A 26560-nucleotide genomic window follows, 5' to 3' on the forward strand; every position below is an offset into this window, starting at 1 on the left:
GGCTGCCCTGCGCAGGCCCGGCATGACGCACCGCAACGCGGCTGCCGCGGCGCCCGGTTCAATCCCCTGCCCCGTGGCCGCCCGCGTCGGCCGGTGCGGCGCACGAAGCCCTGTTCGACGTATGGATAAACGCCACTTCCGGGGCATGCCGCCTACCATGTCGGCTCACCTTTCACGACAGAGTCTTCGATGATCCCCAACCGCGCATCATCCCGGCAGCCGTCGACCGATCCCGCACTCGCCGAGCGCGTCGATGCGGTACTGTCCCGTCAACTCGAAACACATCGCCTCGTTGGTGTGGTCGTCCTGATCGCACGCGACGGCGAACTCGTCTATCGCCGCGCGGCCGGGTTCGCCGATCGCGAAGCGCGCACGCCGATGCGCGAGGACACGCTGTTCAGGCTCGCATCGGTGACGAAGCCGATCGTCTCGGCGGCCGCGATGGCGCTCGTCGCGCAACACAAGCTGTCGCTCGACGACGACGTCACGCGCTGGCTGCCCGGGTTCCGCCCGGCGCTGCGCGACGGCAGCGTGCCGGTGATCAGGGTGCGCCACCTGCTCACGCATACGGCCGGCCTCGGCTATCGCTTCACGGAAGCCGACGCGACCGGCCCCTATGCGCGCGCGGGCGCCTCCGACGGGCTCGATGCCGCATCGATCACGCTCGCCGAAAACCTGCGCAGGATCGCGAGCGTGCCGCTGCAGTTCGCGCCGGGAACCGGCTGGAACTATTCGCTTTCCATCGACGTGGTCGGCGCGCTGATCGAGGCCGTCAGCGGGCTGCCGCTCGCCGAAGCCATCGACACGCTCGTGCTCCGCCCGCTCGGCGCCCGCGACACGGGATTCGTCGCACGCGACGCCGCGCGGCTCGCGACGCCCTACGTCAACGACACGCCGCAACCGCACCGGCTCGCCGAAAACGAAACCGTGCCCATCTTCGACGGAACCGTCGGCGTGACGTATTCGCCGTCGCGCGCGCTCGACGCGGATGCCTTCCCGTCGGGCGGCGCCGGGATGGTCGGCACCGCCGGCGACGTGCTGAACCTGCTGGACACGCTGCGCGCGGGCGGCGGTTCGCTGCTGCCGGCCGACCTGGTCGACGAGATGGGCCGCGCCCACACCGGCAACCTCGAATTGCCCGACCTGCCCGGCGCGGGGTTCGGAATCGGGTTCTCGGTATTGCGCGACCCGCTCGCGGCGGCATCGCCGGAGTCCGTGGGCACGTGGCGCTGGGGCGGCGTGTACGGGCATTCGTGGTTCGTCGACCGCGCCCGCGGGCTCACCGTCGTGTCGCTGTCGAACACGCTTTACGAAGGGATGAACGGCCAGTACACGATCGATCTGCGCGACGCGATCTACGGCGCCGGCTGACACGCGCAACAAAAAAGGCCCGACACAGTCGGGCCAATGAGTTGAGACACAAGGAGAATCCCGCCCACCACACCGGGCGGGGTACGCCGCGCTACACGACGTTCTTTTCGACGATCGGCCGGTTTTCCAGCACCCGCGCCCAGCCGAGCGACGACAGGTCGAGCGTGTCGTAACGCCCGCCCAGAATGAGTTCGCTGACCCCGCGCCCCGTCGCCGGCCCTTGCTGCAGCCCGTGGCCGCTGTAGCCGTTCGCGAACACGACGTTGTCGAGGTCCGGGTGATACCCGATGATCGCGTTGTGGTCGAACACGTTGTACTCGTAGTACCCGGACCAGCAGTTCTCCACGCGCAGCGCCTCGAACTCCGGCACGCGGTTCGCGAGCGTCGGCCAGATCACCTCGTCGAACAGGTCGTGGTCGACTTCGTCGAGCGGCAGGTCGTCCGGATCGCGATCCGGGCTCGGCGACGTCCCGCAGATGTACGTGCGCCCTTCCGGCCGGAAATACACGCCGGTCGGGTCGATCAGCAGCGGGCAATCCGTGAGCCTGGCAGGCGACGACACGTTGAAGATGCTGCGGCGCCGCGCATGGACGGGGATGTCGATGCCCATCATCGACGACAGCGTGCGGGCCCACGCACCGGCCGCGTTGACGAGCGTGTCGCACGCATGGCGTTCGCCATCGGCCGTGACCACATGCGTCGCCTTGCGGCCGTCGCGCACCACCGCCGTCACGTCGGACGGCACGTAGCGCGCGCCCAGCGCCTGCGCCTTCTTGCGCAATGCCTGCACGAGCCCGTAGCCGTCGAACCAGCCTTCGCCGCTCACGCCATATGAGCCCGATACGAGATCGTCGACGTTCAGCCACGGAAACTTCGCGCGCAGCGCATCGCGGTCCATCAGCCGGATATCCGCGCCGAGGCTCGTCTGCAGCGCATGGTTCTCGCGCAGTGTCGCGTCGCCGGCCGGCGTCGCGAGGAACAGGTAGCCGCCTTCGTGCAGGTCGATCGACGGCTGGTGACCGTCCACTTCGAGCCGTTCGCCGATCGTGCGCAGGAAGTCGATGCCGAACAGCGACATCTGGATCGACAGCGGCGTCGAGAACTGCTGGCGAATCGACGCGGCCGACAACGCCGACGACGATCTCGCATAGGTGGGGTCGCGCTCGATGACGGTCACGGATACCGTGGGATCGGTGGCGCGCAGGAAATAGGCGATCGAGCTGCCGATCACACCACCGCCGACGATGACGACTTGAGAACTCACGACTGACTCCAGTTGCACATGAAGGGCGCGGCCAGCCGGCTGCGCCCGTGGGTTGTTCGTGCCGCGTCGCACGCGGCGTCGCGCGGGCGGACTCGTGCGGCTGCCGCACCGGCGTGCACCGCGATCGCAACCGATCGCCGATGGCATTTCAGCACGTCCGGCAGCACCGCGAAAGTCCGCGCGCGCCTGTTGCGTTCAATCCGCCGATTTCGTCGTGACGGGCTGCCACGCGGCGTTCTTCACCTCGTACAGCGTCGAGCTCGGGTTCTTCAGGTCGCCCGTGTTCGTGAACGCGATCGTGCCCGTGATGCCGTCGTAGCGCGTGCCCTTCAGCGCGCCGTTGAAATCGGCCGGCTTCGTCGAGTTCGCCTTCTGCATCGCGTTGATCGCGATCCACGTCGCGTCGTAGGCGAACGGCGCATACGCGAGCATGTCGACACCGTACTTCTGCCGGAATTTCGTTTCGAACGCCTTGCCCTTCGCGAGACGCGACAGCGGCTGCCCGTATTCCCACACGGCCGCGCCTTCCGCCGCATTGCCGGCCAGCTTGATGAAGTTCGCGTTCATCACGCCGCCGCCCGCGAGGAACTGCGCGCGAATGCCGAGCTGGCGCATGCGTTTCACGAGCATCGCGGCCTGCGCGTCGAGGCCGCCGAAGAACACGAGATCGGCGTTGGTGCTCTTGATCTTCGTGAGCTGCGCGCTGAAATCCACCGCCTTGTCGTTCGTGAATTCGCGCGCGACGATCGTGCCGCCGTTCGCCTTCACGGCCTTCTCGAATTCGTCGGCTTCGCCCTGGCCGAACGCGGTGCGGTCGTCGATGATCGCGATGCGCTTCGCCTTGGTCACGCTCGCCGCATAGGCGCCCGCGTTGCCGGCGTTCTGCGTATCGGTCGCGATCACGCGATACACGGTGCCGAGCCCGGCACGCGTAATGTCGGGATTGGTCGCCGACGGCGTGATCATCGGAATGCCGGCCTTCGCGTAGATCTTCGACGCGGGCAGCGTCGTGCCCGAATTGAAGTGGCCGATCACGACGGCCACCTGCGCGTCGGCGAGCTGCTGCGCGGCCTGCACGCCGGTGCGCGGATCGCTCTGGTCGTCCTGCGACGCGACGACGAACTTCACGGGCTTGCCGCCCACCGTCGGATGCGCGGCATTCGCTTCGTCGACGGCCATGCGCACGCCGTTCTCGATGTCCTTGCCGTAGGCGGCACCGCCCCCCGTCAGCGGGCCGGCGACGCCGACCTTGACGACCGTCTCCTGCGCGTGGGCCGCGCCCGTCTGGAGCGCGAGAATCGCGGCGGTCAATGCGACGCCGGAAAGCGAACGAATGCGGAACGTCATGACAATCCTTGTTCTGGGGGCCGGGATGCAACGCGCGACCACCGCGCGTCGACACCCTCTCGCGTGCCGGTCGTCTCGTCCGCTACCGGGGCGTCGTGCAACGCACCTGGCCGGTCGATCGCCGCGGCTCCGTCTCCGAAGAGCCTTTCATCGCGAAAGAGGTGAATGGATTGTGGGTAGCCAATACCCGTGCAGCAAACGAAATATCGGAACTATGTAGTGAGGATTTGTCATCAAGTTCCGCATGCGCGGCCGGCCCGCGGCCCGCGCAACCGTGAACCGCGGGCACGCAGTTTTCATGGGAGGCCGCGCCGGCGCCCGTCCATCAAGGCCGGTCGTGGTCATGCCGGCGGCGCATCATCGTTGCGATGACGGCCCGGCCGGCCATCGCGACGCCCGCGGCGCCGCGTTATCGGTCAGTGCCGATCGGCGCCCGTCTGCTTGCGCGCCGCATCCGCCGCCTCGCCCGCCTGCTCCTGAAGCTTGCCGGCCTGCTGTTCGGCGACACCTTCGGCTTCCGTCTTGCGGTCGCCCGTGACCTTGCCGAGCGCTTCCTTGACCGAACCCTTGACCTGCTTGAGCTTGCCTTCGATCCGATTCCTGTCCATGGTCGTCTCCTGCGATGGTTGGGGAGAACCGGCGGCGTGACGGCCAGCGCCGCACCGCCGAGTGGACAGGATCGCAAGCGGGCACCGCGCGCGGCAGATGCGGATGCACCAGCGCGCGTGGTGCATTCGTACCGACGGCGTCAGTCCTTGCCGTTCTCGCCCGCCTTCGCGCCGCGCGTGCCGTTTGCATCGGCCGCGCCGACGATCCCGCGTTCGCGCGCCCACACGATCGCCTCGGCGCGGCTGTGCACGTCGAGCTTCGCGTAGATCGTCGCGACGTGATTGCGCACGGTGTTCGGCGCGAGCCCGAGGCGGCCGGCGATTTCCTTGTCGGCGAGACCGTGGCACAGCAGGTCGAACACGTCGCGCTCGCGCGCGGTCAGGTCCGACAGTTGCGCGCCCGCATCCGGCGCGTTCGCGCGCCGCACGTTCGCCAGCTTCTCGATCAGCGTGCGGCTGAACCATGACGCATCCTGCATCGCCGTTTCGATCGCGTACACGAGTTCCATCTCCGTGCGCTTGCGATCGCTGATGTCGAGCAGCGCGACGAGCAGGCAGTCGCGCCCGTGTATCGCGACGGGGTCGGCCGACACGACGCAGTCGCGCACGTCACCGTCGCGCGTGCGAATCTGCACGTCGGCGTTGCGCACGTTGCCGTCGCGCGCGAGCCGGCCTTCGATGCGCTGCCATGCGCCGCGTTCGGCCCACAACCCGATTTCCTCCGCGGATTTGCCGAGCAGGTCGTCCTGCGCATGGCCCGTCATCGCGGCGAACGCGCCGTTCACGTCGAGCAATTCGAAGCGGTCGGCCGTGACGATCGCGGTGGCGACCGGCGCCATCCGGAACGCCGTCGCGAAGCGTTCCTCGCTCTGCCGCAGCGCGCGCTCGGCCTGCTTGCGCGGCTCGAGATCCATGAACGTAAACAGCATGCACGCCTCGTCGTTCATGTCGATCGGCTGCCCGGCGACGACCACGGCCTTCGTGCTGCCGTCCGCGAGTTTCAGCACGGCCTCCATCTGCGGAATCGTCGCGCCTTCGCCGAGCCGCTCGATCGCGAGCTCGCGCCGTTCGGCCTGTTCGAGCACGTCGATCTCGTACACCGAGCGGCCGAGCACGTCGTCGCGCGCGTGGCCGGTCATGTCCAGAAAACCCTGGTTGACCTTCACGTAGCGCAGGTCGTCGAGCCGGCAGATCACGGCCGGCGCCGGGTTCGCGTTGAAGGTGCGCTCGAAGCGCTCCTCGGCGCTCGCCCATTCGGTCGCGTCGTGCAGCACCAGCGCGAGGCAGTCGGGTTCGCCGGCCGCGTTCGTCAGCACGAGGCTGCGGATGCGGTGGACCCAGCTCACGGTTTCGTCGGCGGCCGATTCCACTTCGACCGTCACGTCGCTGAACTCCTCGCCCGCGATCACGCGATCCATCGGATAGTGGCCGTCGCGCACCGGATGGTTGTTCCGGTAGCGCAGCCGGAAGCGCTCGCGATAATCAGTGACGGTCTCGCCGAGCGCCTTCAGCTCGGTCACGCCGTGCATCGCGAGCGCGGCCTCGTTCGCCCAGACGATCCGCTGGTCGGGCTCGACCAGGATCACGCCCTCGGTGAGCCCCGCGATGATCTGGTGCAGCTGGCGCCGGTCGGTATGCGACTTCAGCACCTGTTCGTTTACCTGTTCGTTCATCGAATGCTTGTCCATGTCGTCATGCATGACCGCCGGCCCGGTTGCCGCTTCGTCGACACGCGCCGGCCGGCGCGTGTGGCGATGATCGCGTGCCGCATCCGTGCGCGACAGGCGCGGATGCACTAATCGCCATAGTACATTCGCACCGCGTGCCGCCACCGTGCGGCATCCCGCCGATCCCGGGAGCAATCGCCGCGCCTGCCTTGCGCGCGCCGCAACCCGCGAGCGCACCCCCTCCCCGTCACGACGCCCCCGTGCAAACGCACTAGCCGATCAGGTGAATTTGCGCGATGCCCGTGCACGTTCGACCCGGTACGCTGGTTCTGCATCGGCGCTCATGCGCTGCCATCCGAACCGCAGAGGAGAAGCACGATGAAGCTGCATCAGACACCCGATCCGACGCGGCCCGAACCGCCTCCGGACAGCCCGCCCGAACCGCCGCCCGGCACCGATCCGCCGGTTCCGCTGCCGCCCGACGTGCCGCGCCCGGACATGCCGCCGCGCGAGCCCGGCTACGACACGCCGATCGCCGGGTAATGGAGTAACGGAGTAACGCGGGAGTAACGCGCGGCACGATCCGTGCTCGACGATCAGTCCACTCACCCCATCAATCGAAGGAGAACATCAATGAACAAAATCTCGCACCTTTCGACACTGCTCGCCGTCAGCGCCGCTTTCCTGCTCGGCGCCGCGCCGCTCACGAACGCGGTTGCGCAGGACGCATCCACCGACAACGGCGTGAAGACCGAATCGAACCAGCCCGTCACCGACACATGGATCACGACCAAGGTGAAGGGCCAGCTGGCTGCCACCGATGGCCTGAAGAGCGTCGACATCAGCGTGAAGACCGTCGACGGCGTCGTCACGCTGACGGGCGTGCTGCCGACGAAGATCGCCGTGAAGAAGGCGATCGCCGTGTCGCGCGCGGTCAAGGGCGTGAAGCACGTCGACGCATCCGGCCTGAAGGCGAAGGCCTGACCTCCCGGCGCGGCACGCCGCCGCGCTTTTTATCCCTGCACGACAAGGAGCACATGATGAACGAGGACAAGATCAAGGGCCAGTGGAAGCAGCTCACCGGCAAGCTGAAGGCCAAGTGGGGCAAGCTGACCGACGACGACCTGGCCGTCGCCGACGGCAATCGCGAGTATCTCGCCGGGAAGATCCAGGAACGGTACGGGATCGCCCGCGACGCGGCCGAGAAGCAGTTGAAGGAATTCGACCGCGAGCTGTAACGCGACAGCACATTCATGCAACCGCCGCGGCGCCGACGGCGTCGCGGCCACCAGGACCTACGACATGGGCAAATACCTGATCGCCTGGCTGCTCGGCGTGCCGGTCGGGCTGCTGGTGCTGTTCTTTCTGATCACGCACGTGTTCTGACGGCGCGGCGCGCGGGATGCGCCGGCCGTATTCCTGCCGTATTCCACGGCATACTACGGCGACCGCCACGACACCCGCGCGCCATCCGCCATGCCCCAGCCGCCCTTGCAGGACACCAACCATCCCGACTACGCGATCGCCGGCGACACCGTGATCCGCCGCTCGGACGGCCTGCCGCTGTGGGCCAAGGATGGCAAGCCGCTGCCGATCGAACGGCCGCACGCGTTCCGCTGTATTGGCGGCCGCTGGTTCACCGACGGCGTACACGTGATCGTGCAAGGGCAACTCGGCAGCGCGATGGCGATGCTGTATTACTACCGGATCGAGGACGCCGATCTCGATACGTTCGAGATCCTGAATCAGCGCTACGCGCGCGATGCGCGGCAGGCGTACTACATCACCGGCCGGACGATCCGCACGCGCAGCCCGCAGACATTCCGGCCGCTCGTCTACGAAACCTGGAACCATCCGACCGACGAACGCGGCGTGACGTTCGAGATGTGCGAGCACGAGTACATCGCGACCGACGACGAATCGATCTACATGAACGGCCGGCGCATCAACGGCTCGCATGGCGCGAGCGCGATCGGGTTTCCGGGCGGCTATTTCGCCGATGCCGATCGCGTGTACTACTACGGCCGGCCGAAAGACATCGATCGCGCGAGCTTCCTGTGCGGCCCCGATGAGGCCGGCTACCTGCGATGCACCGACCGGATCGGCCCGATCGAATCCGGCGAGCGGCAGACGGTGCAGGAGACGCGCATGTTCGACGAATGGCGCAGCTTCTTCACGATGCGCCCTGAACTGCAGGACTACTGGTGGCATCGGCAGCCACAGCCAGCGTCGGACACGACGGTGCGGTTCCGGGACGCGACGCTGACCGGCTTCGATCCCGCGACCTTCGCCGCACGCGAGACGCTGTTCGACTTCGGTTCGATCGACTGGCTGTGCGGTGACGCGCACGGCATTCACTGGGCATACGGGACCTGTGCCGAGATGCCGATCGAGCTGACCCGCTTCTCGGACCAGCCGATCGATGCGCTGCGTGTGCTCGGCCCGCACTACTTCACCGATGGCGTCACGGTGTTCTACGCGTTCACGCCCTCCCAGCCGCAGCCGCTGCGCGGCGCCGATCCGGCCGCGTTCCGCGTGCTGTCGGGCGGCTGGGCGCATGACGCGACTCGGGCGTTTCATCTCGGCATCGTCAAGAAAGGAATCGACCCTGACCGGCTGCATGTCGAAGGCAGCTACGCATGGGACGGCGAGCTCCTGTTCTGCGACGGCAAGCCGCTGCAGGTCGACGTGCCGGCCAGCGAACTCCAGGTGCTGCATCCGACGTTCCTGCGCGCCGGCGACAAGCTGTTCTTCGGCCGCCGGCCAGTATCGACGAAGCGCGTGAACCTGCCGACGCTCGAATTCCTCGACGACGATTTCGCGCGCGACAGCAAGCACGCGTATATCGTCGGCTACGTGAGCCTCGTCGAGATCGACGGCGCCGATCCGGCCACGTTCCGCGTCGTCGAACCCGGGACCGCGGAGGACAGCGCCCGTCGCTACGACGCACGGACCTTGCGCGACGCCACCGCACCGCGCGACTGACGCACGCCGCCAAACGCAATCGGGCAGGACGCTGTCGCGCCCTGCCCGATCGGTTGTCTCCATCGGCAGCGGCCCGCCGGCGCCGGCACGGCGATCACGCCGCCGCCGCACGCACCGCAGGCCGCGTCGCCTTCGTTACTTCCCCGCGTTCGCCGTCATCTTGAAGATGCCCTGCGCGTTGCCCGCGTCGAAACGCAGGTCGGTCACCCAGCGGCGCGCCGCCTGGTCGAACGTGCGCTTGCGCGTGATGAACTCGTAGAACGAGCCCGGCACGTTGCGCTTCACCGTGCCGCCGTCGCGCGTGCGGAACTCGCGCTCGACGGTATCCGCGCGATACGCGGTCTGGAACACGCGGCCCGAGCGCGAACGCTCGACTTCCGGCTTCATCGGCCGGCCCTTCGCCTTCTCGTCGTCGGACAGCTTGAACACGTCGGCCACGCGGTCGGTCGCATGGTTGAACGCGTTGCCTTCGGTCGCGATCCACGCCATTTCCGCCGATTCCAGCAGCAGCGTTTCGTAATCGAGTTCGTTCGGCACATCGTGCTGGCGCGCGAACGCACCGACGATCTCCGGCAGCAGCGCGTGCGCGGCGTCGAGCGACAGCCAGCCTTCGCGCTCGACTTCCCACAGCAACGCGACGGCCGCCGGCGACAGCGGATCGCGCGACGAGCTGACGACGTTCGTCACGGCCTGCTGGAATTCCTTCGAGAAACGTTCCGGATGCAGTTCGCTGACGAAGAACTGCGCGATTTCGTCCGGCGCGTCTTCATGCGCATACGCTCGGCCCGTCATGCCGAGCTTGTCGAGCGGGTAACGACCGTTCAGGCGGAAACCGAGCGGACGCAGGATGCGCGTGAACGCGGCCTCGCCCGGCGGCAGCGCGCCCGTGTGCGGCCAGCGCACCGTGCGCAGCGCACCGTGGTCGAAATAGACCGAGCCGCCGCTTTCGATCGCGTCGGCCGTATACGCACGGCCGTTCGCCGAACGCTCGAGCAGCCCTTCGAACAGCGCCATGTTCATCGCCTGCGCGATTTCCGCGCGCGTCACGACGCCGTCCTCCCATTCTTCGAGGATGGCCGGCATGTTCAGGGTCGAGAACAGGGCGTCGGTCTTCGCCTGTCCCAGCAGCTTCGTCAGCAAGCTCTCGATATTCGGATTGCGCATCAGGATTCTCGTCTCGGGGGACCGCCGGCAAACGTGCCGGCAACTCGTCGGCCGGCTGCCCAGCGGGCGCCTGACCTTGCGTGGGGAGCATTATTCAAAGGGTTGCAGCCGGGCGTAAAGCGAGATTAAATTGATACGTGATGAGTTTTTGGAATTATCAGCCGTTCCTCGGCCCCGCCTTCCGCCCGACGCCGCGCGGGCCTGACCGTCAGACGAATCGAACATCATGCGCAAATTCAAGATCCCCAACATGGGCGCGCTCGTGGCTTTCGAAGCCGCCGCCCGCCACGAGAGCTTCACGCACGCGGCCAAGGAGCTGTTCCTGACGGAAAGCGCGGTATCGCGCCAGATCGCGACGCTGGAAGCCAGCCTCGGCGTGCGGCTGTTCGCACGCGTGAAGCAGCGCGTCGTGCTGACGCGCGCCGGCAAGCTCTACGGCACGCAGGTGCGCCGCGCGCTGGAGGCGCTCGACCGCGACACGCTGTCGATCATCGCGCACGGCAGCGGCGGCGGCTACCTGGAGCTGGCGGTGCTGCCGACCTTCGCGTCGCACTGGCTGATCCCGCGCATCAAGAGCTTCTACGACCGCACGCCCGACGTGCGCGTGAACATGGGCAGCCGCACCGACCTGTTCTCGTTCGAGGACACGCACTTCGAGGCCGCGATCCACTACGGCAAGCCGACCTGGCCCGGTACGTCGTCCGACTACCTGTTCGGCGAGGAAGTCGTGCCGATCTGCTCGCCCGCGCTGCTCGACCGGCCCGTCGAGCGCGTCGAGGATCTGCTCGCCTACCCGCTGCTGCACTCGACGACACGTCCCGGCGCGTGGGCGCAGTGGTTCGAGACACACGGCGTCGAGGACATCCGCACGATGCAGGGCGTGCGCTACGAGCTGCACACGATGCTGATCAGCGCGGCCGCGGCCGGGCTCGGCGTCGCGCTCGTGCCGAAATTCTTCGTCGAGGAACAGTTGCAGCAGCTCGGCCTGGTCGTGCCGTGCGACGCGGCGACGGTCGGCGATTCGGCGTACTACCTCGTGTATCCGACGGAGTTCAGCCACAGCAAGCCGCTGGAGCTGTTTCGCGGCTGGCTGCTCGAGCAGGCGAGCGCGTATGCGGCGCCGGAGTGCGCGGAGGAGGATGCCGATCTGGAGGATGACGAGGACGTCGAGTAACGGCGCGGCGGCGTCGGCGTCAGGGCGCGGTGGCCTTGCAGGCATGCCGCGCCGGTACGCTGGCCTTGACGACTTTCACCAGCCGCGCGCTATCGGGCGTTTCCAGCCCCGGGCACGCGGTATACAGATCGCGGATCACGAGCGTCGCGCGCCCGTCGAGCCGGCAAACGCCGTGCGGCTGCGCGGCGGGCAGCCGCAGCCCGCGCCGCGCAACGTCCTGGTTCGTGAAAACGATCATGCCCGCACGTTGCGAGCGGTCGGGCAAGCGCATCGCCGACGCATCGTCGTCTTCGAACCACACGTCCGGCCCGATCGCTTCATCGTCGTAATCGACCGCGTAACGCCCCGACAGCGTAATCGTCCGGTCGACATGCACGGCATGGCATTCCGGCTCGGCATCGGCCAGGATCGGCTGCTCGAGCGCCGCGGCCGGGCCGCACGCCAGCAACAATACGGCGCACAACGTGCGGGCGCGGCCGGTCAGGTTCGATACATCAAACGCTTGGCTGATCATGGGTAGCGAAAGGCGGGCCATCGTGACGACGACCCGCATTGTCGCGCAACGCACGCGTGATGCGCGTGACGAGCGTTACATGTGCCACTTCACCGTCGCGGTGAGCGTGCGCGGATCGCCGGGCATGTTGTACAGGTCCGCATTGCCGTGCGCGGCAATGAAGTAGCGACGATCGAACAGGTTGTCGAGCGTGAGCGTCACGTCGACCTTCTTGCTGCGATAGCCGGCGCCGAGATTGAACGCGGTGAACGACGGCAGCGTGACGAGATCGCTCGCCGACGTATAACGCGCCGACTGGAACTGCATGCCGGCCGCCGCATAGAAGCCGTACGGCAGCTCGCGCTTGATCCACAGGTTCGCGCTGTGGCGCGGCATCAGGCCGGGCGTGTTGCTCGCCACCGTGACGCCCGCTGCCGTCGATTGCGCCGAGCCGTCGATCGTCCCGTTCAGGTACGCGTAACCCGCATACACCGACCACTTCGGCGCGATCTCGCCGGTGAAGCCCAGCTCCATCCCGTGCACGTGCTGCGTGCCGATCGGCAGCGCGTAGCCGGGATTGTTCGGATCGCCGATCTGCTGGTTGGTCTGTCGCATGTCGAACAGCGCGACGCTCGCCGTCGCCTTGCCACCGAGGTCGAAGCGCGAGCCGACTTCATACGCGGTGGTCTTCTGCGGCGCGAGCGCGGCGCCGTTCGCGAACGCGCCGGCACTGATCAGCGTATCGGCGAGCGGCGAGAACGACTGGCTGAACGACCCGTACAGCGTCAGCCAGTCGAGCGGTTCGTAGATCAGCCCGACGCGCGGGCTCCACGCGTGATCGGTACGGTCGAGGTTGACGTTCGACGACGTGTAGTCGTGGCGGATCTGGTTCAGGTAGTCGAAACGCAGCCCCGCGAGCACCTTCCAGTGCTCGGTCAGCGAGATCAGGTCCTGCGCGTAGACGCCCGCGAGCCCGACGACGGTCGACGCGTTCGTCTTCGCCCGCGCGCCGGTCGGCACGCCGGGCAGGATCACCTGCTGCGGATTGAACAGATCGTAGGTCGCGACCTTCGACACGCTGTAGATCGTGTCGAACTTCTGCTGCTGCGACAGCTCGAGCCCGTACAGCAGCTCGTGGCGCATGCCGAACAGCGAGGTCTTCTGCGTGAGCTCGAACAGGCCGTCGATGCCGTGGTCGGTGCGCTGGCGCGTCGACTGGTCGAGCGTGACGACCGGGTGCGCGGCGGTCTTGATCGGCTCGTACGTCACGTAGTTCTTGCGTTCGAGCGAGAAGTCGTACGCGCGGATCGCGCCGTGAAACGACAGCGAATCGCTGAAGCGGTGATCGAGCGATACCGTCGCGCTCTTCGCGGAGATGTCGTTGTACGAGCTGTTCGCCGCGTCCGCCGAGCCGTAATACGTGTTGATCGGCACGTCGACCGGCCGGCCGCGATACGCGGGCAGCCCCTGGTCGGACGTGCGGCGGTCGTGCAGGTAGTCGAATTCGACGTTCAGTACGGTGTCGCGATCGAGCTTGAACTGCGCGGACGGCGCGATCGCCTGGCGGTTGAGCTGGAACTGGTCGCGGAAACTGTTCGAGTTCTCGGCCGCGCCGGTCATGCGGAAACGCGCCGCATCGTTCGCGTTCCAGCCGAGGTCGAATTCGCCGCGCCGCTCGCCGCGCGTGCCGAGCGTCACGCCCACGTCGCGCACCGGGTTCGCTTCCGGCCGCTTCAGCACGCGATTCACGATGCCGCCCGCCGAGCCGCGCCCGTACAGCACGGCCGCCGGCCCCTTCAGCACCTCGACGCGATCGACGTTCGACAGGTCGCGGTAGTACAGCGCGTCGTCGCGGATGCCGTCGACGTACTGGTCCGTGATGCTGTTGAAGCCGCGGATCGTGATCTGGTCGCGCTGGCCGTCGCCGACCGAAAAACCGATGCCCGGCACGTTGCGCAGCGCATCCTGCATCGACGTCGCGTTCTGGTCCTCGATCACTGCGTGCGGAACGACGTTCACCGTCTGCGGCACGTCCATCAGCGACATGTCGGTCTTGGTCGCCGCGCGCGAGTGGCCGCCGTCGTACGACGCATGCTCGGCAGCCGCATTGACGGAGATTGCGGGCAGGGTCGCCGCAGTGTCGCTCGCCTGCGCGAACGAGGTGCGTGCGCCGGCCAGCGACGTGGCGATCAGAAGCGCATGGCAGGCGCTCTTGTTGAGTTTCATCGTGAACGTAGGGGCTGAAGGAAAAACGGCGAACGAAAACGCATCCGGCCAGCGCGCGCATCACGCGGCGAATCGACCGACGAAGCGTTCCGTGAAAGAGACGATGCGCGGGGGATCTCCCCGTCGCATCCGCCGGCCGACGCACAGCCGGCGCGGGTGGCTGCCGGCCGGCGGAACCGGCTCGAAACAAGCCGCGGCGTTCTGTCGCGACTTGTAACGGAGCGAAATATTAAACGAGAATGATTCGTATTTTTAATAAATTTTCGACGTGTCGCCTGCCCGCAACGTGCATGCGCTCGGCGCTCTGCATTCCTGACGAATACCTTTCTGTTTCGCGCTTTGGCGCGGCTTGAACGTAATTGAAACGAAAGAATTCCATCTCCCCCATCGGGTGATGAAGGGCCGGGCACCAGGCGGGATTCGGGATATGACGACGAAAAGACTGGAGAGGATCACGAAGCATCCGTCGAAGCAGACGGCATGCATTCGAAGTCCGGTGCGCGCCGGACCGGGCAACCCCGACCCGGCGCTCCGGGCAGCCGACCTCGCATCGGCAATGCGGCGGATCTTCTTCTGTTCTTCACTCCGTGTGCTCTCAGGTTCACTTCATTTTTTTCTTCGCCGCGCCGAGCCATTATCCGCGCAATCCGGCCACAGGGAAACGTTTGCGGGTGCCTGTGGCGTGTTATACCAAGCATTCGGCAACAGTCTTTCCGGATGCTTTCAAGGCGTGCGGCACGATTCGGCAAATCTTGCATTCACGCCGGCGTTCCTTTTTAATGGAACTGGTTCCATTCGCTGATTCGGCCATGTTTCCCCGTGACGCTTCGTCGTGCGCGCGTCATCATGCCGATTCAGGATCGAGGATCGCTCAGCTCAGGATTCGCATCGCCCGTCCTTCCCGGACACCCCGTCAAACGAGACCGTCATGCCCGATTCCGCTTCCCTGCAACAGCTGTTTCCCGCCTTTCAGGACATTCCCGCCGAGTACCGGCTCGCTTCGCCGATCCACCAGCGCGTGTCGCTCGTCGACGGCGAATTGCGCCCGTGGGACGGCGCGACCAAGACCGTGCTGTCGCCCGTGTGCGTGCGACAGGCGGACGGCAGCGTCGAGCAGGTCGAGATCGGCAGCTATCCCGTGATGGGCGAGCCGGAAAGCGACGCGGCGCTCGACGCCGCGGTGCGCGCATACGACTCGGGCCGCGGCGAGTGGCCGACGATGAAGGTCGAGCGGCGCATCGCGTGCATGCAGGATTTCATCAAGCGGATGGTCGCGCAGCGCGAACGGGTGGTGAACCTGATCATGTGGGAGATCGGCAAGAGCCTCGCCGATTCGCAGAAGGAGTTCGACCGCACCGTCACGTACATGACGCAGACGATCGACGCGCTGAAGGAGCTCGACAACGCGAACTCGCGCTTCGTGATCGCGGAAGGCACGATCGGCCAGATCCGCCGCACGCCGCTCGGCGTCGTGCTGTGTATGGGCCCGTACAACTATCCGCTGAACGAGACGTTCGCGACGCTGATCCCCGCGCTGCTGATGGGCAACACCGTGGTGTTCAAGCCGCCGCAATACGGCACGCTGCTGTTCGAGCCGCTGCTCGAGGCGTTCCGCGACGCGTTCCCGAAGGGCGTGATCAACACGATCTACGCGCCCGGCGCGGTGGTCGTGCCGCACATGCTCGCGTCGGGCAAGATCAACGTGCTCGCGCTGATCGGCTCGAGCAAGGTGGCCGACCACCTGAAGAAGCAGCACCCGAAGTCGCACCGGCTGCGCGCGATCCTCGGCCTCGACGCGAAGAACGCGGCGATCGTGCTGCCCGACGCCGATCTCGACCTCACCGTGAAGGAGTGCCTGCTCGGCGCGCTGTCGTTCAACGGCCAGCGCTGCACCGCGCTGAAGATGCTGCTCGTGCACCGCTCGATCGTCGACGAATTCCTGAAGCGCTTCACCGCCGCGCTCGAGCAGCTGAAGATCGGCATGCCGTGGGAGAAGGGTGTCAGCATCACGCCGCTGCCCGGCATGCATCGCACGGCCTACATGACGGACGCGATCGACGACGCGAAGGCCAGGGGCGCGCAGGTCGTCAACCATTCGGGCGGCGAGTTCAGCAAGACGCTGTTCTATCCGGCCGTCGTGTACCCGGTGTCGGAAGGGATGAAACTGTACCGCGAGGAACAGTTCGGGCCGATCATTCCGGTCGCGCCGTTCGACGACGTCGAGACGGCGCTCGACTACGTGACGACGTCGGATCACGGCCAGCAGGTCAGCATCTTCGGCTCCGATCCGGTGCAGATCGGCGCGCTCGTCGATCCGCTCGTGAACCAGGTGTGCCGCGTGAACCTCAACTGCCAGTGCCAGCGCGGGCCGGACGTGTTCCCGTTCGCGGGCCGCAAGGATTCGGCGGAAGGCACGCTGTCGGTGAGCGACGCGCTGCGCGCGTTCTCGATCCGCTCGATGGTCGCGGCGAAGCAGACCGACAGCAGCAAGCAGCTGCTCGATTCGATCGTGTCGGATCACACGTCGAAGTTCATCAACACGGGCTTCATTTTCTGAGTACGGCGGCCGCGCGGCACGGCTCGCTCACTCGCGAGCCGCTTGCGAGCCGCTTGCGAGTCGCTTGCGCCGGCCGTGCGCCCGCATGGCCGTCGCAAGCGCTACACGTTCGACACCAGCAGCCGAATCCCCGCCACGCCGAACACCACGGCGAGACACGCTTCCATCGCGCGCCGGCCGCGCACGTACAGCCGGCGCGCGCCGTTCATCGAGAACACGAGCGCATAGCCGCCGAACACCAGGCACCCGATCACGAGGCAGCCCGGCACGACGGCGCCGTGCGACGCGCCCGCGCCATTCGACGACAGCGCGACGATCGACACCCACACGAGGATCGCCTTCGGATTGGTCAGGTGCAGCATTGCGCCGCGTACGTAGAAACGCGACAGCCGTTGCTCGCCCGCTGCGTTCAGCGACGTCGCCGCCTTGCCCGACCATGCCGTGCGCCCCGACTTGAATGCCAGCCACATCAGGTACAACCCGCCGAAGATCTTGATCGCGACCAGCAGCTTCGACCACGCCAGCAGCGCGGCCGACACGCCGAGCGCCGCCACCGTCGCCCAGACCATCGACCCTGAAATCACGCCGAGCGCAAACGCGAGCGCCGCCTTGCGGCCCTGGTTCGCGGCGACCGACATGATCGCGAGATTGCTCGGCCCGGGGCTGGCCGTCCCGATGAAATAAGCCGTGTAGGCCAGCAGCAGGTTGGCCGAGAAAAAAGCGTGGACGCTCATGTCGAACCTCGCAGGGATGATCAGCGCATTGTTGGCAAACGCGCGCCGTCTGCCCATGGACAATTGGCCCGCAATTCGCTGGGCCAGTTGGACGGGTCGTGCAGCCGGCTCGCCGTGGGCGAATCCGTCTCGGTTTTGAAACACCCGTCACATTCGCCGCCGGTTTTCGCCGACCGTGGTGGCCATCCCGCAGCGCCGCCTCCGGCCGGCCGAACGCCTGACAGGCGCAGGCGGCAGGCGCGCGGCGGCCCGTTTCGTCGGCCCGCCATGGAACGCGCGACGCAATTTATCCTCGCGTTACGTTACATCCGTGAAGCATTTCGCTTCGCCGGACCGCCCCGCGCACCCGGCATGCATCGCGCCGCGCAGGTAGATGGCCTCCTCGATCGCCGCCACGATCCAGTACCGGCGGGACTCGCCGCCCGGCATCGCACCGCCGCTCAACATTGCTCAACAATCGTCCCGCTGCGCTGGTACGGAACCTGCATTCCATTCGGGCGAGACAGCCGCGCCGGTCATCGCGCGGACACAAACCCACCCTCGGGCGCGTCCAGCGGATACGCCCGAACGATTCGCGCAAGCAACGAGGCCCTTCATGGATGCGCTGCCCAATTCGTCCGACACGTCGTTCCAGCTCTTTCTCGCGAAACTGCTCGAACAGCCGTTGCCCGACTGGACCGAAAAACAGCAGATGGAACTCGAGATGGCGCGCTCGCTGTCGACCGAAATGGTCCACCTCGCCGAGGACATGCGCGGCCGCACGCCCGATCTCGCACGCTGCCTCGTGCTGCTCCGCTACGCGAAGGTGCTCGACTTCATGCTGACGTCGCTCGCCGCGCACCGCGACATTCATCCGCAGACGCTGCGCACGCTGTTCCGCCTCGCGAACCTGAAAGTCGACGATGCGTATCCGGCCTGAGCCGGCACGACGCAGCGGCTGCCGCGGGCGGCAAGCACGGCCACGGCGGCCATTCCCGATTCGCGCGCATGCCCGATAATCTCGCCGCATGAGCATCAGGAACCGGACATCCCGGCTGGCCGGCGCGCTCGGCGTGTTCGTGAAACGCTACGGGCGCAAGGCTCAAAAGCATCTCGACCCGAACGATCGCCGCTACGATCGCGACGTCGAGCGGGCGATGCGGCGCATGTCGCCCGCCGACCTGTCCGATCTGCTCGCCGGCAATCACGACACCGCGAACGACACCCGGGCCGGTTTCGCCGACGCGAGACGCACGCCGTGAACGCCGCCGACTTCGACCGGATCTGGCCGGCCATCTGCGACACCCCGGCCTGGTCGGTGACGAAGGGCCAGGGCAGCTTTCTCACGTTCGAATTCGGGCAGCCCGCGCTGCATGTCAGGGAGCCGCTCGCCGGCTCGCCCGGCCTGTCCGCGGCGTCCCGGGACAGGCTCGCGTCGCGGCACGTGACGGTCGCCGGCAGCGGGCATCTGTGGATCTGCTACTGCCACTGGTCGATCGCGCTCGACGGCCTCGAACTCGCGCACAGCGAATCCCGCTCCGGCGACATCGCCGCCGCCGCGCAACGTCTCGACGGACAGATCCTGCAATCGGTCGCGCCGCACGCCCAGCCGGGTTCGTGGGCGTTCGACTTCGACCTCGGCGGCAAGCTGACGACCTGGCCATACGGCGACGACCCGGCCGACGAACAGTGGCATCTCTACGACCGGCGCTCGGGCAACGTGCTCACCGCCCGCGCGGACGGCACCTGGTCGTATGGCCCGGCGAACGCGCCGCCGGAAAGCGGATCGCCCGGTTCCGGATAGCCACCGCGCGCGCGCCGCCTCCTCTTCCGGCAGCACGCCGGGCTGATGCCGTGCATCAGCGTGACGAGCGGCCCCGCACCGCAAACGGAGGTACAATCGCGCGCCATGAACGCACTTCGCCGCTTCCTGCTCCGGCCAGGCGTCGCGCGACAGCTTCTGTGGGGGTTCCTCCTCGTGACGCTGCTGTCCCGCGCGCTGATGTCGGGCGCCGTGATGCTCGATCCGGACGGTCCGGATGCGGGCTCGGTGGTGCTGTGTTCGGGCCGCGGCCCGCTGATCGTCGACGTGGCCGCGCTGGCTGCCCGTTTCGATGCCGGCGCGCCGATCACGCCGGCCAACGATGCGCTCGCGCTCGCCGATGCGCTCAAGCATGACGCGCACGCCGACAACCCGGCTTCTGCCGGAGGCGGCGACAGCCTGTGCGCATTCGGCGCCGCGCTGTTCACGGCGCTCGCGTCGTTCGTGCTGCTGGTGCTGCTGTTTCCGGCCGCCATACCGCGGCGCTTCCGGATTCACGTCGCCCCTCTTCCGTTCGTGCGATCGATCTTCGACGATCGCCCTCCTTCCCGCGCGCCTCCCCTGTTCTGCTGACGGTTCCGCCTCGCGGCCCGCGCACTTCGATATGCACGGGCCTGCACGCCGTTCGTCTCATACGACCTGATTCAAGCGTTCATCCGCCTGCCCGCACCACGCGGGCGACGCCGTCACGCGCACCGTCCGCGCATGGCGCCGCGCCGCCCGCTCCGTCGCTGCATGCAGGCGGGCGCAACGCACGTTGACGTCCGCCGGCACGCGCCGGCGTGGCCGCTCAACGAACACGAGGAGCTGACACCATGTCGACCACCGTCGAGCGGGCCCTCTCGCCCGCCCATTCCGCCCACGCGGGTTACCGGACGCTCTGGCGCTGGCACTTCTATGCCGGCCTGTTCGTCATGCCTTTCCTGGTGATCCTCGCGATCACGGGCACGCTGTATTGCTTCCAGCCGCAGATCGAGCCGCTGCTGTATCCGCACCGGCTCGTCGTCGAGCCGCGCGCCACGCCGCGCCTCGATCCCGACGCGCTGCTCGCGAGTGCGCGCACCGCAATGCCGGCCGGCGCGACGCCGGTTTCCGTCCAGGTCTCGACCGCGCCGGACCGCAGCGCGGAGTACGTGTTCCGGCTGCGCGACGGCAGCCGCGAGAGCGTGTACGTGAACCCGTACGACGGCAACGTGCTCGGCACGCTGAGCGTCGAGAACCGCTTCATGCAGATCGACCGGATGCTGCATCGCAAGCTGCTGCTCGGCAAGACCGGCGAACTGCTGATGGAGCTCGCCGCGTGCTGGACCTTCGTGATGATCGGCACCGGCATCGCACTGTGGTGGCCGCGCGGCACGGCGCGCGTCGGGCGCGCATTGCGGCCCGACCTGTCGCTGCGCGGCCGGCCGCTGTGGAAAAACCTCCACGCGACGGCCGGCATCTGGCTCGCGGCCGGCACGGTGGCATTCATCCTGACGGGGCTGCCGTGGTCGGGTTCGTGGGGCAAGAACTTCAAGGCGCTGGCCGCGACCGTGAACCTCGGCGCGCCGGAAGGCGCATGGGGCGGCGCGTCGGTGCGCTCGACGCGCCCGGGTGCCGCCGCGGCGCCCGAGCATGCGCCCGCGCAGGCCGCCGCACCCTCGGGCCATCACCACGAATCCGGCGAATCGATGCCGGGGATGGTGATGGACGACCTGCCGTTGCCGCAAACGCCCTGGGCGGTCGGCAACGTGCCCGTCCCGCATTCGCCGTCGGCGCCGACCCCGGCCCCGCTGCCGCTGGCCCGCGCGATCGCGATCGTCGCGGGCCTCGGCGTGACGAGCGGCTACACGCTCGCGCTGCCGTCCGGCGCGGACGGCGTGTTCACCGCGTCGTACTTCCCCGACGACCCGCAGGCCGAGCGGACGATCTATATCGACCAGTACAGCGGCGCCGTGTTGAAGGACATCCGCTACGACGACTACGGCGCGGTATCGCGCGCCGTGTCGTATGGCACGTCGCTGCACATGGGCCGCTACTTCGGGCTCGCGAACCAGATCGTCTGCGCTGTGTTGTCGCTCGGGCTGGCCGCGATGGCCGTCACCGGTACCGTGATGTGGTGGAAACGGCGCCCGGCCGGCAAGCTCGGCGCGCCGTCGCGCGAACGCGGCACGCCGCCGATGCGCGGCTGGATCGCGGGGCTCGTGCTGCTCGGCGTCGTCTTTCCGCTGATGGGCGCGACGATCGTCGCGGTCTGGTTGATCGACCGTCTGCTGTTCGGCCGTGCGGCACGCGCGGCAGCCTGATTCGTCGCGCGCCGGCGCACGCCGCGCGCCGACACGGCAAGCCCGGGCCACGGCGTGGCTCGGGCTGTTCGCGCTCGTGCTCGCGCTGGTCGCGCCGCTGATCTCGCAACTGCGCGCGAGCGCATCCGAATCCGTTAGCGGCCTGCCGGCCGCGCCGATCTGCTCGGCAACCGGCAATACGCTCGTGACGCACGCGGAACCGCATGCGCCCGCCGACGCGCATTTCGAACGCTGCGGTTATTGCGGCCTGCTCGCCGGCCATCCGCCGTTGCAGTACGCGGTGTTCCTGTCCGCCGCCCCGGCCGTGCGGCATGCGCCGCCCGCGCCGCCGATCCCCGCCGCCCGCCCCCCGTCGAAGCGCTACGCGCTCGCCGCCCGCGGGCCACCCTTCGCCCGCGCCTGACGCACCTCGCGACCGCGTCGCCGCACATCGCGCGACACCGTCCGCTTCGCCTGCCCGCCCTGCCGCTGCCCGATGCCGAGCCCGCGCGCGTGACCACGCGCGGCGGCCGGCGCCGCGCATGGCGCGCATCGTGTCCGTTTCATCATCGTCATTCCAACCATACGTACAACGACATGTTTCCCTCGACCCGTATTGCCGTCGCGCTGTCCGGCGCGATCTCCGTGCTCTCCGCGTCAGCCGCATGCGCACAAGGCGCCGCGCCGACCGACGCGCCGACCGCATCGACGCTGCCCGCGATCAACGTCAACGCGACTCGCGCGGCGGACTCGCTGACGTCGAAATCGACCGTCGACCTGAAGCGCACGCTCGACCAGACGGTCGGCTCGGTCGGCTTCGTCGATGCCGACAGCTACCAGAACACCTACGCCTTCACGCTGCGCGACGTGCTGAAGGACGTGCCCGGCGTGTTCGTCGAGAACCGCTACGGCCAGGAGTTGCGCCTGTCGATCCGCGGCTCGGGGATTGCCCGCTCGTATCACACGCGCGGCCTCGAGATCCTGCAGGACGGCATCCCGACCAACCTCGCGGACGGCAGCGGCGACTACTACCAGATCGATCCGCTCGCGCTGCAGGCGGTGCAGGTCTACAAGGGCGGCAACGGCCTCGCGTACGGCGCATCGACCCTCGGCGGCGCGATCGACTTCGTCACGCCGACCGCCCACACCGCCGACGCGCCGAACATCGTGCGCGTGGAAGGCGGCAGCTACGGCACGGTGCGCACGAGCGCGCAGATCTCGCGCGTGATCGGCCCGCTCGACTTCCTCGCGAACTTCAGCGTCAATCATTCGGACGGTTATCGCGATCATTCGAAGGGGCAATACGAGCAGTTCAACGCGAACGTCGGCTACCGGTTCAGCCCGGCCGTCGAAACGCGCTTCTACGTCGGCGTGTACGTCGTCGACCAGCTGCTGCCGGGCACGCTGTCGCTGTCCGACGCGCTGAACAATCCGACCAGGGCAGCGCCGAACGCGATATCGGGCGATCAGGCGCGCAACACGCGCACCGAGCGGATCGCCAACCGCACGACGGTGAAGCTCGATTCGGGCGAACTGCAATTCGACACGTGGGCGATTCACAAGAGCCTCTATCACCCGATCTTCCAGGCGCTCGACCAGGACGGCTGGACCTACGGTTTCGCGCCGCGCTACACCGGCCGCCTGACGCTCGGCGGGATGCGCAACGACCTGATCGTCGGCGCGCGCTTCTTCGGCGGCCGCACGCAGGCGAACCAGTACGTGAACGTCAACGGCGACAAGGGCGCGCAGACGCTCGACTCGACGCAGACGGCGTTCAACTATGAAGCGTACGTCGAGAACCGGCTGTTCTTCATGCCGACCGTCGCGCTGATGACCGGCGTGAAGGCGCTGCATTCGGTGCGCGAGTACATCGACAACGGCGGGCTGCCGCGCGACCCGAACTACCGGTCGACGAACGCGAGCTACAGCGGCGTCAATCCGAAGCTCGGGCTGCTGTGGCAGCCGGACGCGAACACCCAGGCCTACGTCGACATCACGCGCAGCCAGGACGTGCCCGACTTCACCGACCTCACGCAGACCTTCTCGAACACGACGCGCTTCACGCCGCTCGCGGCGCAGCACGCATGGACGATCGAGTTCGGCACGCGCGGCTCGCGCGAGCGCGTGAGCTGGGACGTGACCGCCTATCGCTCGCTCGTGCGCGACCAGTTGTTGCAGTACACGACGAACCCGGACGTGCCGGCGGCGACGTTCAATGCGAACAGGACGGTGCTGCAGGGGATCGAGGCCGGTGCGTCGGTCGAACTGTTGCGCAACGTCACCGGCCGCGGCGTGGGCGACAAGATCACGCTGTCCGGCATCTGGAACCTGAACGACTTCCGCTTCAAGAACGACCCGCAGTACGGCAACAACCGGATCGCGGGCGTGCCGCTGAACGTGCTGCGCGCGACGCTGGGTTACGCGCGCCCGAGCGGCTTCCACATCGCGGCCACGCTCGACTGGGTGCCGTCGGGCGCATGGGCCGACGATGCGAACACGTTGCGCGTGCCGAGCTACGCGCTGCTCGGGCTGCAGGCCGGCTACGACTTCCGCAACGGACTGTCGCTGTTCGTCGACGCGCGCAACCTGACCAACAAGCGCTACGTCAGCGACATCAGCACCGTCGCGAATGCGCGCACCGCGAACACCGCGATCTTCTATCCGGGCGAAGGACGCAGCGTGTTCGCCGGCATGCGGTACGCGTTCTGATGCGCCGCCTGCGGTATCGCTCGTTACACAGATTCAAAGGAAACCGAAACATGAAGTTCAGTTCGATGCTGCCCGCCGCCTTGCTCGCGGCCTTCGCGCCGGCCGGGCAGGCCCAGGAAAGCGACGCAGCGAACACCGGCGCCACGCTTGCACCGATTCGCGTCAACGCGCAGAAGGCAACGCCGCTCACGCAACCGCTCGACACCGGCAGCCGTCTCGGCCTGTCGTCGCTCGAAACGCCCGCGAGCGTCGAACAGATCGATCGCAAGACGCTCGACACGCGCGGCGACAGTTCGATCGTCGACGCCGTGAGCCGCGCCGCCGGCATCAGCGCATCGCCGCATCCCGGCAACGGCGGCTCGGAGCTCGGCGCGCGCGGTTTCGTCGGCGCGTCGTCGGTCACGCAGCTCTATGACGGCGTGCGCCCCTACGGCGCGATCGGCATCACCTTTCCGTTCGATACGTGGTCGGTCGACCATATCGACGTGCTGCGCGGCCCGGCTTCGGTGATCTACGGCGAAGGGGCGATCGGCGGTGTCGTCAACATCGTCCCGAAGAAGCCGACGCGCGGCCCGATCCGCAACGAGCTGCAGGCGGGCGGCGGCACCGAGGGCACGGCGCGGGTCGCGTTCGGCAGCGGCGGCGCGATCAACGACAAGCTGTCGTACCGCTTCGACATCAGCGGCAACCGCTCGTCGAACTGGGTGGACCGCGGCAACTCCCGCAACCTGTCGATCTCCGGTGCGCTGCGCTACGACGTGACGTCCGACCTGTACGTGACGGCGTCGTATGCGCAGGGCTTCCAGCATCCGATGCAGTATTTCGGCGTGCCGCTCGTCAACGGCGCGCGCGATCGCGCGCTCGACAAGAAGAACTACAACGTCGGCGACAGCGACATCGCGTTCCGCGACAGCTGGGCGACGGTATCGGCGAACTGGCAGCCGAGCGACAGCCTGAACGTGACGAGCACGCTGTACCGGATGAAGAGCAACCGTCACTGGAAGGATGCGGAGTACTACACGTACCTGCCGTCGACCGCGCAGGTCCGGCGCAGCAGCTACACGGAAATCTTCCACGACCAGGAGCAGTACGGGAACGTGACGGCGGCCACCGTGACCACCGCGCTGCTCGGCATGCGCAACACGTTCTCGACGGGTGTCGAGTTCAATCACACGACGTTCCAGCACGACAACAACGCGCCCTATTCGGGCACGTCGACGGTCGACCCGTTCAGCTTCGATCCGGGCAGCTTCATCAACACGGCCGGCACCTATCCGAAGTACCGCAGCCAGGCGAACCAGTACGCGCTGTTCGCCGAGAACCGGCTGGCAATCACGCCGCGCTGGTCGGTGATCGGCGGGCTGCGCTACGACCACGCGAGCGTGAATCGCGACGATCTCGTGAACGGCGGCGCGTTCACGAAGGTGTTCGCGAACACGGGCTGGCGCATCGGCACCGTGTACGACGTGCAGCCGGGCCTCGCCGTGTACGGCCAGTATTCGGTCGCGGCCGACCCGATCAGCTCGCTGCTGTCGCTGAATGCGTCGAAGGCGAACTTCACGCTCGCGACCGGCCGGCAGATCGAAATCGGCGTGAAGCAGTCGTTCCTGGACGGCAAGGCGGAATGGACGCTCGCGGCATACCGGATCGTCAAGAGCAATCTGCTGACGGCCGATCCGCTGAACCCGAACCAGTCGATCCAGGTCGGCCGGCAGTCGTCGCGCGGGCTCGAGGCGACGGTCGGCGCGGAGATCGCGAAGGACTGGCGCGTCGACGCGAACGTGTCGATCCTGCGCGCGAAATACGACGACTTCCAGCAGACGTCCGGCGGCACGACGGTCTCGCGCGCGGGCAACGTGCCGGTGTCGGTGCCGCAGCGGCTCGCGAACCTGTGGGTGAGCTGGCGCTTCGCGCCGGACTGGACGGGCATCGCGGGCGTCAGGTACGTCGGCAAGCGCTTCGCCGATACCGCGAACCAGCTCGTGATGCCGTCGTACACCACCGTCGACCTCGGCCTCGCATGGAAACCGCGCAAGGACACGACGATCACGGCGCGCGCGTACAACGTGTTCAATCGCCGCTTCGTGCAGTCCGCGTACTACAACGAGACGCAGTACCTGCTCGGCAACGACCGGCGGCTCGAAGTGCTCGCGAGCTACCGGTTCTGACGCGGCGCGCGTGCCGCCGGCACAGGCA

The 26560-nt window shown here is 67.6% G+C and carries 24 protein-coding genes; 16 read left to right on the plus strand and 8 right to left on the minus strand.

Going from position 1 to position 26560, the window contains the following annotated elements; all coding sequences use genetic code 11:
* The first annotated feature begins 189 nt into the window (after positions 1–189).
* Positions 190–1371: a serine hydrolase domain-containing protein gene (locus tag PQB87_RS31480; RefSeq protein WP_174415692.1), complete on the plus strand. Its 1182-nt coding sequence runs from the start codon at positions 190–192 to the stop codon at positions 1369–1371.
* A gap of 91 nt (positions 1372–1462) precedes the next feature.
* On the opposite strand, the gene PQB87_RS31485 is transcribed toward PQB87_RS31480, so the two are convergent.
* From PQB87_RS31485 to PQB87_RS31500, 4 genes are all read right to left on the minus strand, one after another.
* Positions 1463–2635, minus strand: coding sequence for an NAD(P)/FAD-dependent oxidoreductase (locus tag PQB87_RS31485; protein ID WP_059687530.1), 1173 nt, complete (start codon positions 2633–2635; stop codon positions 1463–1465).
* A gap of 195 nt (positions 2636–2830) precedes the next feature.
* Entirely contained in the window at positions 2831–3982 is a 1152-nt protein-coding gene (locus PQB87_RS31490) for a branched-chain amino acid ABC transporter substrate-binding protein (RefSeq protein WP_059687529.1), read from the minus strand.
* Between the two features lie 416 nt (positions 3983–4398).
* Positions 4399–4590: a CsbD family protein gene (locus tag PQB87_RS31495; RefSeq protein ID WP_027790671.1), complete on the minus strand. Its 192-nt coding sequence runs from the start codon at positions 4588–4590 to the stop codon at positions 4399–4401.
* A 140-nt stretch (positions 4591–4730) separates the two neighbouring features.
* Complete coding sequence (locus tag PQB87_RS31500) at positions 4731–6263, minus strand: PAS domain S-box protein (RefSeq protein WP_059687695.1); 1533 nt, start codon at positions 6261–6263, stop codon at positions 4731–4733.
* A 372-nt stretch (positions 6264–6635) separates the two neighbouring features.
* Here PQB87_RS31500 and PQB87_RS31505 point away from each other — a divergent pair, with 372 nt between their 5' ends.
* The 4 genes from PQB87_RS31505 (at position 6636) to PQB87_RS31520 (ending at position 9242) form a co-directional block, all read left to right on the plus strand.
* Positions 6636–6800 carry a hypothetical protein gene (locus tag PQB87_RS31505; protein ID WP_174415694.1) on the plus strand — a complete coding sequence of 55 codons (165 nt, stop codon included), beginning with the start codon at positions 6636–6638 and terminating at the stop codon, positions 6798–6800.
* A gap of 90 nt (positions 6801–6890) precedes the next feature.
* Complete coding sequence (locus PQB87_RS31510; protein ID WP_174415695.1) at positions 6891–7241, plus strand: BON domain-containing protein; 351 nt, start codon at positions 6891–6893, stop codon at positions 7239–7241.
* 56 nt (positions 7242–7297) lie between these two features.
* Positions 7298–7495, plus strand: coding sequence for a CsbD family protein (locus PQB87_RS31515; protein ID WP_021162617.1), 198 nt, complete (start codon positions 7298–7300; stop codon positions 7493–7495).
* A gap of 238 nt (positions 7496–7733) precedes the next feature.
* Positions 7734–9242 (plus strand): DKNYY domain-containing protein, encoded by a 1509-nt coding sequence (locus PQB87_RS31520; protein WP_301862706.1) that lies wholly within the window; start codon positions 7734–7736, stop codon positions 9240–9242.
* Between the two features lie 135 nt (positions 9243–9377).
* Here PQB87_RS31520 and PQB87_RS31525 read toward each other — a convergent pair whose 3' ends face one another.
* Positions 9378–10406 carry a DUF1338 domain-containing protein gene (locus PQB87_RS31525; protein ID WP_111938966.1) on the minus strand — a complete coding sequence of 343 codons (1029 nt, stop codon included), beginning with the start codon at positions 10404–10406 and terminating at the stop codon, positions 9378–9380.
* 226 nt (positions 10407–10632) lie between these two features.
* On the opposite strand from PQB87_RS31525, the gene PQB87_RS31530 reads away from it, so the two are divergent.
* Positions 10633–11580, plus strand: coding sequence for a LysR family transcriptional regulator (locus PQB87_RS31530; RefSeq protein WP_021162619.1), 948 nt, complete (start codon positions 10633–10635; stop codon positions 11578–11580).
* Between the two features lie 19 nt (positions 11581–11599).
* Here PQB87_RS31530 and PQB87_RS31535 read toward each other — a convergent pair whose 3' ends face one another.
* Both PQB87_RS31535 and PQB87_RS31540 read right to left on the minus strand, forming a co-directional pair.
* Positions 11600–12133 (minus strand): hypothetical protein, encoded by a 534-nt coding sequence (locus tag PQB87_RS31535; protein ID WP_502291557.1) that lies wholly within the window; start codon positions 12131–12133, stop codon positions 11600–11602.
* A 36-nt stretch (positions 12134–12169) separates the two neighbouring features.
* The gene (locus PQB87_RS31540) at positions 12170–14299 is read right to left on the minus strand and encodes a TonB-dependent receptor (RefSeq protein ID WP_489243245.1); all 2130 of its coding nucleotides are present in this window, start codon (positions 14297–14299) and stop codon (positions 12170–12172) included.
* Positions 14300–14726: 427 nt separating this feature from the next.
* Here PQB87_RS31540 and PQB87_RS31545 point away from each other — a divergent pair, with 427 nt between their 5' ends.
* Both PQB87_RS31545 and PQB87_RS31550 read left to right on the plus strand, forming a co-directional pair.
* Positions 14727–15101, plus strand: coding sequence for a hypothetical protein (locus PQB87_RS31545; RefSeq protein ID WP_489243246.1), 375 nt, complete (start codon positions 14727–14729; stop codon positions 15099–15101).
* Positions 15102–15227: 126 nt separating this feature from the next.
* Positions 15228–16856: an NADP-dependent glyceraldehyde-3-phosphate dehydrogenase gene (locus PQB87_RS31550; protein ID WP_489243247.1), complete on the plus strand. Its 1629-nt coding sequence runs from the start codon at positions 15228–15230 to the stop codon at positions 16854–16856.
* Positions 16857–16957: 101 nt separating this feature from the next.
* Here the strand turns inward: PQB87_RS31550 and PQB87_RS31555 are convergent, their stop codons facing one another.
* The gene (locus tag PQB87_RS31555) at positions 16958–17590 is read right to left on the minus strand and encodes a LysE family translocator (RefSeq protein ID WP_059687693.1); all 633 of its coding nucleotides are present in this window, start codon (positions 17588–17590) and stop codon (positions 16958–16960) included.
* 595 nt (positions 17591–18185) lie between these two features.
* Here PQB87_RS31555 and PQB87_RS31560 point away from each other — a divergent pair.
* The 8 genes from PQB87_RS31560 (at position 18186) to PQB87_RS31595 (ending at position 26532) form a co-directional block, all read left to right on the plus strand.
* The gene (locus PQB87_RS31560; RefSeq protein WP_021162626.1) at positions 18186–18509 is read left to right on the plus strand and encodes a hypothetical protein; all 324 of its coding nucleotides are present in this window, start codon (positions 18186–18188) and stop codon (positions 18507–18509) included.
* Between the two features lie 88 nt (positions 18510–18597).
* A complete protein-coding gene (locus PQB87_RS31565) occupies positions 18598–18831 on the plus strand; it encodes a hypothetical protein (RefSeq protein ID WP_175830053.1) in 234 nt (77 codons plus the stop codon).
* Positions 18828–19373 (plus strand): hypothetical protein, encoded by a 546-nt coding sequence (locus PQB87_RS31570; protein ID WP_027789773.1) that lies wholly within the window; start codon positions 18828–18830, stop codon positions 19371–19373. Before PQB87_RS31565 ends, PQB87_RS31570 begins: the two co-directional genes overlap by 4 nt.
* Before the next feature lie 105 nt (positions 19374–19478).
* Complete coding sequence (locus tag PQB87_RS31575; protein ID WP_059488871.1) at positions 19479–19964, plus strand: hypothetical protein; 486 nt, start codon at positions 19479–19481, stop codon at positions 19962–19964.
* Between the two features lie 242 nt (positions 19965–20206).
* Positions 20207–21676, plus strand: a complete 1470-nt coding sequence (locus PQB87_RS31580) for a PepSY-associated TM helix domain-containing protein (protein WP_153490086.1) — start codon at positions 20207–20209, stop codon at positions 21674–21676.
* Complete coding sequence (locus tag PQB87_RS31585; RefSeq protein WP_153490101.1) at positions 21654–22079, plus strand: DUF2946 domain-containing protein; 426 nt, start codon at positions 21654–21656, stop codon at positions 22077–22079. The genes PQB87_RS31580 and PQB87_RS31585 overlap by 23 nt, the downstream gene beginning before the upstream one ends.
* 173 nt (positions 22080–22252) lie before the next feature.
* Positions 22253–24364, plus strand: a complete 2112-nt coding sequence (locus PQB87_RS31590) for a TonB-dependent receptor family protein (protein ID WP_153490103.1) — start codon at positions 22253–22255, stop codon at positions 24362–24364.
* Between the two features lie 50 nt (positions 24365–24414).
* A complete protein-coding gene (locus PQB87_RS31595; protein WP_153490104.1) occupies positions 24415–26532 on the plus strand; it encodes a TonB-dependent receptor in 2118 nt (705 codons plus the stop codon).
* Positions 26533–26560: the final 28 nt, after the last annotated feature.

The sequence above is a fragment of the Burkholderia sp. KL41 genome, from assembly GCF_057005415.2.

Bases quoted from the DNA above. Each gene is read 5' to 3' on its own strand.
- PQB87_RS31540 (WP_489243245.1), bottom strand. From the start codon at position 14,299: ATGAAACTCAACAAGAGCGCCTGCCATGCGCTTCTGATCGCCACGTCG.
- PQB87_RS31525 (WP_111938966.1), bottom strand. From the start codon at position 10,406: ATGCGCAATCCGAATATCGAGAGCTTGCTGACGAAGCTGCTGGGACAG.
- PQB87_RS31500 (WP_059687695.1), bottom strand. From the start codon at position 6,263: ATGAACGAACAGGTAAACGAACAGGTGCTGAAGTCGCATACCGACCGG.
- PQB87_RS31550 (WP_489243247.1), top strand. From the start codon at position 15,228: ATGCCCGATTCCGCTTCCCTGCAACAGCTGTTTCCCGCCTTTCAGGAC.
- PQB87_RS31510 (WP_174415695.1), top strand. From the start codon at position 6,891: ATGAACAAAATCTCGCACCTTTCGACACTGCTCGCCGTCAGCGCCGCT.
- PQB87_RS31505 (WP_174415694.1), top strand. From the start codon at position 6,636: ATGAAGCTGCATCAGACACCCGATCCGACGCGGCCCGAACCGCCTCCG.
- PQB87_RS31535 (WP_502291557.1), bottom strand. From the start codon at position 12,133: ATGCGGGTCGTCGTCACGATGGCCCGCCTTTCGCTACCCATGATCAGC.
- PQB87_RS31545 (WP_489243246.1), top strand. From the start codon at position 14,727: ATGACGACGAAAAGACTGGAGAGGATCACGAAGCATCCGTCGAAGCAG.
- PQB87_RS31490 (WP_059687529.1), bottom strand. From the start codon at position 3,982: ATGACGTTCCGCATTCGTTCGCTTTCCGGCGTCGCATTGACCGCCGCG.
- PQB87_RS31555 (WP_059687693.1), bottom strand. From the start codon at position 17,590: ATGAGCGTCCACGCTTTTTTCTCGGCCAACCTGCTGCTGGCCTACACG.
- PQB87_RS31595 (WP_153490104.1), top strand. From the start codon at position 24,415: ATGAAGTTCAGTTCGATGCTGCCCGCCGCCTTGCTCGCGGCCTTCGCG.
- PQB87_RS31575 (WP_059488871.1), top strand. From the start codon at position 19,479: ATGAACGCACTTCGCCGCTTCCTGCTCCGGCCAGGCGTCGCGCGACAG.
- PQB87_RS31480 (WP_174415692.1), top strand. From the start codon at position 190: ATGATCCCCAACCGCGCATCATCCCGGCAGCCGTCGACCGATCCCGCA.
- PQB87_RS31590 (WP_153490103.1), top strand. From the start codon at position 22,253: ATGTTTCCCTCGACCCGTATTGCCGTCGCGCTGTCCGGCGCGATCTCC.
- PQB87_RS31530 (WP_021162619.1), top strand. From the start codon at position 10,633: ATGCGCAAATTCAAGATCCCCAACATGGGCGCGCTCGTGGCTTTCGAA.
- PQB87_RS31515 (WP_021162617.1), top strand. From the start codon at position 7,298: ATGAACGAGGACAAGATCAAGGGCCAGTGGAAGCAGCTCACCGGCAAG.
- PQB87_RS31580 (WP_153490086.1), top strand. From the start codon at position 20,207: ATGTCGACCACCGTCGAGCGGGCCCTCTCGCCCGCCCATTCCGCCCAC.
- PQB87_RS31495 (WP_027790671.1), bottom strand. From the start codon at position 4,590: ATGGACAGGAATCGGATCGAAGGCAAGCTCAAGCAGGTCAAGGGTTCG.
- PQB87_RS31520 (WP_301862706.1), top strand. From the start codon at position 7,734: ATGCCCCAGCCGCCCTTGCAGGACACCAACCATCCCGACTACGCGATC.
- PQB87_RS31560 (WP_021162626.1), top strand. From the start codon at position 18,186: ATGGATGCGCTGCCCAATTCGTCCGACACGTCGTTCCAGCTCTTTCTC.
- PQB87_RS31565 (WP_175830053.1), top strand. From the start codon at position 18,598: ATGAGCATCAGGAACCGGACATCCCGGCTGGCCGGCGCGCTCGGCGTG.